Raw genomic sequence first — 8,465 nt, forward strand, 5'->3', positions numbered from 1 at the left:
GAGACTAGTCAAAAGTGTGGTAAAATAATGGTATAGTTTGTAATAAAAAACGGTTCATAGGAGGCAAGTAATGAAACTTTATCTAATTTATGGAGGGAAAAGTGCCGAGCACGAAGTTTCTCTAAAATCAGCTTATTCAATAATGACTATCCTATATTATGAGTATTACACGGTTATTCCAGTGTATATTACTAAAGAAGGAAAATGGTTGAAAGGTGAAACGATTGAATCAAAAGATCAAGTGCCTGCCAAAGAAGACCTAGAACGAACAGATAATAAAATTGATTTTAACTTTAATGAGATGCTAGAAGGAGAAAGTGTCGCTTTCCCTGTGCTTCATGGACCTAATGGAGAAGATGGAACAATTCAAGGATTGTTTGAAGTCTTCGATATCCCTTATGTGGGAGCGGGTGTTTTGACCAGCGCTGTTGGGATGGACAAAGTAGTGAGCAAGCGAATCTTTAGTGATGCAGGCCTGCCAATTTTACCTTATAAAGAAGTGTATTTAAATGAATGGACTATCGATCCGGAGACAGTCAGTGACCAACTGGAAGCCGATATTGGCTACCCTATGTATATTAAACCAGTTAATATGGGTTCTAGCGTAGGAGTTGCTCGTGCTGATGATCATATGGGCTTGATTCGAGCTATGGGCTTAGCTTTTGAATACGATCATCGGATTGTAGTTGAAAAAGGTGTGGAAGTGAGAGAAATTGAAGTGGCTTTATTAGGTAATGAAGATATCCACACATCCGTACCTGGGGAATTAGTTAAGCATAAATCATTTTATGATTATGAAGATAAATATATCAACGATAAAGTCATTAGGCAGGTCCCATCAGATATTCCTGATGAATTGGCAAAGGAATTAAGAGAAATGGCAGTAGAGGCATTTAGAGCCATTAATGGTAGTGGGGTGTCTCGAGTGGATTTCTTTTTGACCGAAGATAATGAAATTTATATTAACGAAATTAATACGTTCCCAGGTTTTACTCAAAACAGTATGTATCCAAGAGTATGGGCCAAAACGGGTCTGCCTTATGAAGACCTTATTCAAGAAGTCATTCAATTAGGTATTAGAAGACACAAAGATAAGCACACTGCAAATACAAACAGAAATAAAGATAATTTGACTAGTTAAAGAAAGAAGTGAATGTCATTTATGGCACAATGGACGCTAGAAGAGATTGTTGAAGCGACAGGAGGACGCTTGTATTATGGGGATCCTAAAACAGTTGCATCAGGTGTATCCTTTGATACTCGTACGATAAAAGAGAATAACGTGTTTGTTCCTATGGTGGCTGATCGAAATGGGCATGAGTTTATTCAGTCAGCGATAGATAATGGAGCAAGCGTTGCTTTTTGGAGTGACCCAATAGAAACGGCCCCTCAATCGATAGCTATAATAGAAGTAACAGATACTCTAGTAGCGTTTCAGCAATTTGCTCAAGCCTATTTAAAAAAGATAAAGCCTAAAGTAGTCGCTATTACTGGAAGTAACGGAAAAACAACGACGAAAGACATGGTTGCGGCTGTTGCCTCTTCAACTTTTAAAACGCATAAGACGGTAGGTAACTTTAATAATCACATTGGTTTGCCGTTGACGATTTTAGAAATGGGTGAGGATACTGAAGTCATCGTTTTGGAAATGGGGATGAGTGGCCGAGATGAAATTAGTTTGCTCTCCAAGATCGCTAAACCTGATATTTCAGTTATCACAATGATCGGGGAGTCTCATATTGAATTTCTCGGTTCAAGAGAAGGGATTGCTGATGCAAAGTTTGAAATTATCGATGGGATGCAAGGTGGGACACTCATCTACCCTGGTGAAGAACCCCTGCTTTCAAAAAAAGTAATAGGCCCATCAGTGTCCAAACACATCGGAACGATTAAAACGTTTGGTAAGCAAGAGGGCAACGATCTCTACCCGCTAATCATCGAACCATCGATAAGAAGCACACGTTTCACTACAAATAGAGATGACCAGTTGTCTTGCACACTTCCTATACCTGGAGTATACAATGTTCAAAATGCTCTGGCAGCTATTTTAGTTGGAGAAGAACTTGGCATCGATTATGAGACAGCGTATCACTCATTAACTCATTTTGAATTAACAAAGAATAGACTTGAGTGGAAAAAGGGTTGGAATGATTCAGTGTTGTTAAACGATGCTTACAATGCCAGCCCATCATCCATGAAGGCAGCTTTGAATTACTTCCAGCAGATTGATGTGGTAGGAAAGAAAATCGTTGTTTTAGGAGATATATTGGAATTAGGAGAGTTCGCAAAAGAAATGCACGTTAGTCTTCATGAAGCGATTCACCCTGATGCTATTGATTTGCTTGTTTTGTACGGCAAAGATATGACGTATCTTTATGAAGAAATGACTAAGCACATGTCAACAGACCACCTGTTTCATTTCGAAGGAGACAAAGAGCCGCTCATTCAATTTTTAAAAGACAGCGTTCAACCGAACGATACTGTATTGCTGAAGTCTAGTCGAAGTACAGGCCTCTTGGAAGTTGTGTCAGAGTTAAGTCAGAGCGAAAACGAATAAAACGTATTCAAAACACTTGTTTGATTGAAAACAGTTGAAAACATATCGTTGTCGTGTTAAGATGGTTTTTGTACGAAGGAAAGCTATTCGTTTGATTATTTAAACACATAAAAATTAAATACTGAGTCAAGAATATGTCCCGCCCTGGTGTACCACATCAACTGTTTGATGGTCGGTGTGCACTAGGGCATTTGTTTGAAATAACACGGGGACTTACGTTGCTTTAAACGATGTTTCTCTATTAAGAGTGTCATCATCCTTGGCTCAAAAACGAATACAAGCTAAGGAAAATAATAGGAGGAAACAATTTTTGAAATTTAATGAATTAGATTTATTACCAGAATTACTATCAGCAGTGAAAAACATGGGGTTTGAAGAAACCACACCAATCCAGGAACAAACGATTCCTTTGGCATTAGAAGGGCACGACGTTATCGGACAAGCTCAAACGGGAACAGGTAAAACTGCAGCCTTTGGTCTACCGATGTTGCAAAAGATTGACGTAAACAACCGAACTGTACAAGGTTTAGTTATCGCACCAACTCGTGAACTAGCTATCCAAACACAGGAAGAATTGTTCCGCTTAAGTAAAGATAAACGTGTTAAAGTTGTTTCAGTATATGGTGGAGCAGACATTAGCAGACAGATTAAACAAATTAAAAGTGGTGCACAAATCGTTGTTGGTACGCCAGGACGTATGTTAGACCACATCAAACGTAAAACGTTGAAATTAAATGAAGTTGAAACATTGGTTCTTGACGAAGCGGACGAAATGTTAAACATGGGCTTCATTGACGACATTGAAGCAATCATTAGTGAAACGCCGTCAGAACGTCAAACGCTATTGTTCTCAGCAACAATGCCTGAACCAATCAAACGCATTGCTGTTCGATTTATGAAAGATGCTAAAACGGTTCGTATTCAAACAACAACATTAGCAGCTTCTTCTATTGAACAATACTTTACTAAAGCAAGAGATAACGAGAAGTTTGATATCATGACTCGTTTAATCGATGTTCAAAACCCTACCTCTGCTATTATATTTGGACGCACGAAAAAACGTGTTGACGAATTGGCAAAAGGTTTGGAAATGCGCGGTTACACAGCTGAAGGTATTCACGGCGACTTAACTCAAGGTAAACGTATGAGTGTATTAAAAGACTTCAAACGTGGTGCAATTGATATACTTGTAGCTACAGACGTTGCTGCACGAGGGTTAGACGTTACCGGCTTAACTCATGTATATAACTATGATATTCCACAAGATCCAGAAAGCTATGTTCACCGTATCGGACGTACTGGACGTGCAGGAGAAGAAGGGGTTTCTGTAACCTTCGTTACTCCAAGTGAAATGAGCTACTTGCATACAATTGAAAACTTAACGAAACAGAAAATGACACCACTTCGCCCACCAACCAACGATGAAGCTTTGGAAAGTCAATTGCAAGGCGCAATGGATGATATTCAAAAATCTATCGATGAAAATGGTTTGGAAAGATACAAAAATGCTGCTGATAAATTGCTGAGTTCTTATTCAGCAGAAGACTTGGCTGCAGCACTTGTTAAAGCGATGGTAAAAGATCCGTCTGACATTCCAGTCAGCATCTCACCACAACGTCCACTTCCTAACAAAGATAAAGGACGTAAAGGGAATTTCTCTAAACGTAAAGGCAGTGGCGGTGGAAACCGTAACTATAAAGGGAATTCTAGTCGTTCAAATGACAATAGAGGCAAGCAAAATAGAAACCGTCGCCCTAACCGTAGTAATTAATTTGGGTAAGACGATAAAGCCCGTTAAGGAAACATATTCTCAAATATGGCTCCTTAACGGGCTTTTTATTTTGTCTTTATATGCGAGCCTATATAAGGTTTAGAGGCACTGGAATCATAGCGAATATAGATGATAGGCGTATAAGAAGTTATTATATGACATTCATATTAGAATCTGTTAAGATTAAATCGTAGCTCAATAATAACAAGTGTTAATGAACAAAGAAGAGAGGACATAGTATGATTGTTGGGGTGGGTTTGGATGTAGTAGACATAGAGAGGATTGAAAAAGCATACATAAAACGCAAGACATTTGTGGACCGAGTATTAACTGAGAAAGAGGCTGCCTTGTTTCATGTAATGGCTGACAAAAGAAAAATCGAATTTTTAGCCGGTCGTTTTTCTGTCAAAGAGGCTTTTTCTAAAGCATTGGGAACGGGCATAGGAAAAGTGACATTTAAGGATATTGAGGTTTTGCCTGACGAAAGAGGAAAGCCGGTTGTGACGAAAAGTCCCTTTGATGGCAAAGTATGGGTCTCTATATCTCATACAGGATCGTTAGCCGTCACTCAAGTTATTTTAGAAAAAATCGAACATATTTAACTGGTTGATTCTTGTGGTCAAGGAATTGTCACAATGTTGGCCACATAACACGCGCCTTTCATGATAAACTGACAGCAAGGAAAAGGTAGGCTACCTTAACTTGTGGAGTATATTTATCATCATCGATTAGCTTCTAATGGTGTTAGTCAACACGCTATTGAAAAAATAGCAAGTTAGAAGCAATATTGTTTTGGAGGGCGCATTAATGAGACAGCAGCACATAAAAAAAATGATTATTGAGCTTGATCAATCGATATACGAAGAATTTGAAGAGTACTGTCTGGACGTAGACGTTGAGAAAACAGAAATAGTTTCCGATGCCGTTCAGTGTTTGATAAAAGATATGATGAATAAAATGGATGCCATGAGGAAAGGGTATGAGGAAATGGGAAACCTCAATTTAGAGATATGCTCTGAGTTTGACGGGTGCGAAAGCGAAGCACATTCTCATGTCTGAAGGTAGCTGACATTTTTGGTCTTTAAACTGACTAGAACGAAGTGACCTGATCTAAAAGGCTCCTTCGAGGAGGAAAGCCTATGGTTAAACGTGGAGATATATTCTATGCCGATTTGTCGCCGGTTGTGGGATCAGAGCAGGGAGGCATGCGACCTGTTTTGATTGTTCAAAATAACGTAGGGAATAAATACAGCCCCACAGTTATTGTAGCTGCCATTACGACTAAGATCGAAAAAGGCAAGATGCCTACCCACGTCGAAGTAGGGGCAGATGAAGGCTTAGAAAAAAACTCAGTCGTTTTATTGGAGCAGATACGCACAATTGATAAACAACGCTTAAAAGACCAAGTGACTCGCTTAGATAGCGAGACAATGAAACAGGTTGACGAAGCCTTGGCAATAAGTGTAGGATTGTCCAATAAATACAGACATATTTAATACATTACTTAAATGAAACGAGCAATTCGAGGATAGCCTTTCTCTAGTTGCTCTTTTGCGTTTTTGGACCTAGCGACTATATATGAAAGGTTGAAGTCAATCGTCAGACATGATAAACTTTATCAGTTGCCATAAACAACCGTGGTTCGAAAGCGCCAACCCACGATATAAAAACTAGGAGGAATAGAATGAAAACAAAACAGTGGATTATTAATGCAATAATAGGAGCGTTATATACGGGAATAACTATAATGGTTGCCCCAGTCGCTTTTGGTGCTGTGCAGTTTAGATTATCAGAGATGTTGAATCACCTGGCTGTGTTTAATAAAAAGTATGCCTACGGTGTAACAGCAGGAGTTATTTTGACTAACTTAATTTTATCTCCATTTGGAGTGTATGATTGGGTGCTAGGTGTTGGACACACTATTTTGTCATTTATTATCTTTTTTGTATTAACTAAAAGAGTCCAATCACCTGTTAAAAAAATGGTCATCAATACGATTGTCTTTTCTGTGATGAGTTTCATGATAGCCCTTATGCTTTTGTTAATAGGAGCAGTAGAAGTTTTTTGGATTAACTATCTGACCGTCTTTTTAGGTCAATTTGTTACCATGATGGTTGGGATACCAATTGTTATGGCTCTCGATAAAAAACTTAACTTTAATAAACGAATAGAACAGTAATACTTAAAACATGGCGCAAAAAAAGCAATGCATTCTTAGGCTGAGATTTCTCAGCTGAAGGCATTGCTTTTTTAACGCAAATCACTGTAAATAAGGCCTAACCGTTGTGGAGGTCTTCAACTTGAACCACTTTAAACCCTCTGCGGTCTAAAGCTTTAGAAATATCATCAACAACTTGACGGTCAACACCCGGTTCAAGAGTCATAATTGTTCGACGAACTTTGTTTTCTCTTTGAACATCTAGAGTAATGCAGCTCATAATAGAGCAGAAGCGGTTAATCGTTTTAGCAATATCAGCCAAGTCTCCTTTTTGACCAGGAGAGGCAATGGTTAAGACGAAACTTCCTTGGTCAATGCTCCAAGACTGCTGAAGTAAATCGATTATTGTACTGTGAGTAAGAATGCCATAGAAATGATTGTTTTCATCTAATACTGTAATGTAAGGTAAATCCTTGATCATGAAGAATATTTTAAAGAAAGATGAATTAATCTGAACATACTTAGTCGCATTTTTAAGTAAATGAGTGACAGGTAAATCCATATCTCCGCCTTGAGATTTGTGACGATAGATATGCATTTTATAGATGTTCCCACGGAATATTTTTCCGCTTTTATCCAAAACAGGGACACAACGGTATCCTGTTTCTTCTAATAAGGTGATCGCTTCAGCTAGAGTTGCTTCTTCAGAAATAGTTGATACCATACTTTTAGGAAGTGATAGTTGTTTAATAAGCATGAATTATTTGCTCCTTCTCATTTAAAATTTCGTGTTTTCACATTTTAATTATAACAGATTCACTCTTGGTAAAATAGCCTATTCCTTGTAAAATAAAGAAAAGATACGGAAGGAGTCCATAAAATGATTAAAAGAAATGAAATGATGGACATGCCTGTTATAGATGAAGCGGTAAGGGATTTTTTAAGAACATCTCAAAAACAGCTGACAGGTAGACTAAAAGATATCCAAACAGAAGCGAATGAAAAGAGGGTTCCGGTTATTCCTCACGAAACTGTGGCTTTTTTTAACTGGTTTCTTCCTATATTGCAACCGAAGATAATCGTAGAAGTGGGAACAGCTATTGGTTTTTCAGGAGCATTAATGCTAGAAGCTAGCCACCCAGAAGCTCACGTCACAACAATCGAGCGCAATCCAGACATGATGATTAAAGCCAAACAGCACTTTAAAGAATTAGACATAGAGGACAAAGTGACTTTGTTGGAAGGACAAGCGGGAGACTTATTACGAACGATTGAAACAGATACTGTAGATTTTGTGTTCATGGACAGTGCTAAGGCTAAGTATTATGATTTCTTTCCGGAATGTTTCCGCATGCTAAAAGTTGGAGGTGTTTTGGCAGTCGATGATGTTTTGCAGGGTGGTACGATTCTGGAAGAGGATAAAGACATCCCAAGAAGACGACGGAAAATTCATCGTAAGCTGAATGACTTCTTATCTGTAGTATTGGATCACCCGGCACTAGATGCAACCATCATACCTGTTGGGGACGGATTATTAATGATTACAAAGAGAAAAGATGCTGACTTTGACTTCATGCTTCCTGAAGCTACTATAGAAGAAACAGACCAAAAAGAATAAAAAGAAAGGTTTTTACAAAAATGTATTGACGAGCATCTAATAATCTGATAATATTAATCTCGTTGCTGCAAAAGAAGTTCAACTTAACATATAAGAAACAAAAAAGTTTTTGTTGACAAACTTGCGGTAACGAGATACAATATAATAGTTGCTTAGAGAGATAGGTTAACACAACTCAAATTATTTAAAAAATAATTTTTAAAAAGTGTTGACACTCAATCGAAGCGGTGGTATGATATAAAAGTTGCTGCGAAACGCAGACAACCCAAATGAGAAACACTAGATCTTTGAAAACTGAACAAAGTAAAACAACCAAATGTGCAGGGGTCTTCGGTTCATTTATGAATCAAGACAACTATAG

Annotated in this window: 9 protein-coding genes; 8 read left to right on the plus strand and 1 reads right to left on the minus strand. The window is 38.1% G+C overall.

The genetic code is table 11. The features are described from left to right. The first annotated feature begins 70 nt into the window (after window positions 1-70). The 7 genes from C3945_RS09955 to C3945_RS09985 all read left to right on the plus strand — a co-directional run bounded on the left by C3945_RS09955 (window position 71) and on the right by C3945_RS09985 (window position 6,507). Window positions 71-1,141 (plus strand): D-alanine--D-alanine ligase family protein, encoded by a 1,071-nt coding sequence (locus C3945_RS09955; protein WP_161879534.1) that lies wholly within the window; start codon window positions 71-73, stop codon window positions 1,139-1,141. Window positions 1,142-1,153: 12 nt separating this feature from the next. Continuing rightward, on the plus strand, window positions 1,154-2,557 hold the full coding sequence (locus tag C3945_RS09960) for a UDP-N-acetylmuramoyl-tripeptide--D-alanyl-D-alanine ligase (protein WP_161879535.1): 1,404 nt from the start codon (window positions 1,154-1,156) through the stop codon (window positions 2,555-2,557). A 310-nt stretch (window positions 2,558-2,867) separates the two neighbouring features. Beyond that, window positions 2,868-4,328, plus strand: coding sequence for a DEAD/DEAH box helicase (locus tag C3945_RS09965; protein ID WP_161879536.1), 1,461 nt, complete (start codon window positions 2,868-2,870; stop codon window positions 4,326-4,328). Between the two features lie 239 nt (window positions 4,329-4,567). Further along, a complete protein-coding gene (gene acpS, locus C3945_RS09970) occupies window positions 4,568-4,930 on the plus strand; it encodes a holo-ACP synthase (RefSeq protein ID WP_161879537.1) in 363 nt (120 codons plus the stop codon). Between the two features lie 205 nt (window positions 4,931-5,135). Continuing rightward, window positions 5,136-5,387, plus strand: a complete 252-nt coding sequence (locus tag C3945_RS09975) for a hypothetical protein (protein WP_161879538.1) — start codon at window positions 5,136-5,138, stop codon at window positions 5,385-5,387. Window positions 5,388-5,467: 80 nt separating this feature from the next. Next, window positions 5,468-5,824 (plus strand): type II toxin-antitoxin system PemK/MazF family toxin, encoded by a 357-nt coding sequence (locus C3945_RS09980; RefSeq protein ID WP_161879539.1) that lies wholly within the window; start codon window positions 5,468-5,470, stop codon window positions 5,822-5,824. 188 nt (window positions 5,825-6,012) lie between these two features. Then, the gene (locus C3945_RS09985) at window positions 6,013-6,507 is read left to right on the plus strand and encodes a QueT transporter family protein (protein WP_161879540.1); all 495 of its coding nucleotides are present in this window, start codon (window positions 6,013-6,015) and stop codon (window positions 6,505-6,507) included. Window positions 6,508-6,604: 97 nt separating this feature from the next. Here the strand turns inward: C3945_RS09985 and cbpA are convergent, their stop codons facing one another. Then, window positions 6,605-7,243 carry a cyclic di-AMP binding protein CbpA gene (gene cbpA, locus C3945_RS09990; RefSeq protein ID WP_161879541.1) on the minus strand — a complete coding sequence of 213 codons (639 nt, stop codon included), beginning with the start codon at window positions 7,241-7,243 and terminating at the stop codon, window positions 6,605-6,607. A 123-nt stretch (window positions 7,244-7,366) separates the two neighbouring features. Here cbpA and C3945_RS09995 point away from each other — a divergent pair, with 123 nt between their 5' ends. Continuing rightward, window positions 7,367-8,104, plus strand: coding sequence for an O-methyltransferase (locus C3945_RS09995; RefSeq protein ID WP_161879542.1), 738 nt, complete (start codon window positions 7,367-7,369; stop codon window positions 8,102-8,104). Window positions 8,105-8,465 lie beyond the last annotated feature (361 nt).

The organism is Alkalibacterium sp. MB6 (assembly GCF_009935905.1).
In the GTDB taxonomy this organism is placed as follows: domain Bacteria; phylum Bacillota; class Bacilli; order Lactobacillales; family Carnobacteriaceae_A; genus Alkalibacterium.

Bases quoted from the DNA above. Each gene is read 5' to 3' on its own strand.
- C3945_RS09955 (WP_161879534.1), top strand. From the start codon at position 71: ATGAAACTTTATCTAATTTATGGAGGGAAAAGTGCCGAGCACGAAGTT.
- C3945_RS09960 (WP_161879535.1), top strand. From the start codon at position 1,154: ATGTCATTTATGGCACAATGGACGCTAGAAGAGATTGTTGAAGCGACA.
- acpS (WP_161879537.1), top strand. From the start codon at position 4,568: ATGATTGTTGGGGTGGGTTTGGATGTAGTAGACATAGAGAGGATTGAA.
- C3945_RS09975 (WP_161879538.1), top strand. From the start codon at position 5,136: ATGAGACAGCAGCACATAAAAAAAATGATTATTGAGCTTGATCAATCG.
- C3945_RS09980 (WP_161879539.1), top strand. From the start codon at position 5,468: ATGGTTAAACGTGGAGATATATTCTATGCCGATTTGTCGCCGGTTGTG.
- C3945_RS09985 (WP_161879540.1), top strand. From the start codon at position 6,013: ATGAAAACAAAACAGTGGATTATTAATGCAATAATAGGAGCGTTATAT.
- cbpA (WP_161879541.1), bottom strand. From the start codon at position 7,243: ATGCTTATTAAACAACTATCACTTCCTAAAAGTATGGTATCAACTATT.
- C3945_RS09995 (WP_161879542.1), top strand. From the start codon at position 7,367: ATGATTAAAAGAAATGAAATGATGGACATGCCTGTTATAGATGAAGCG.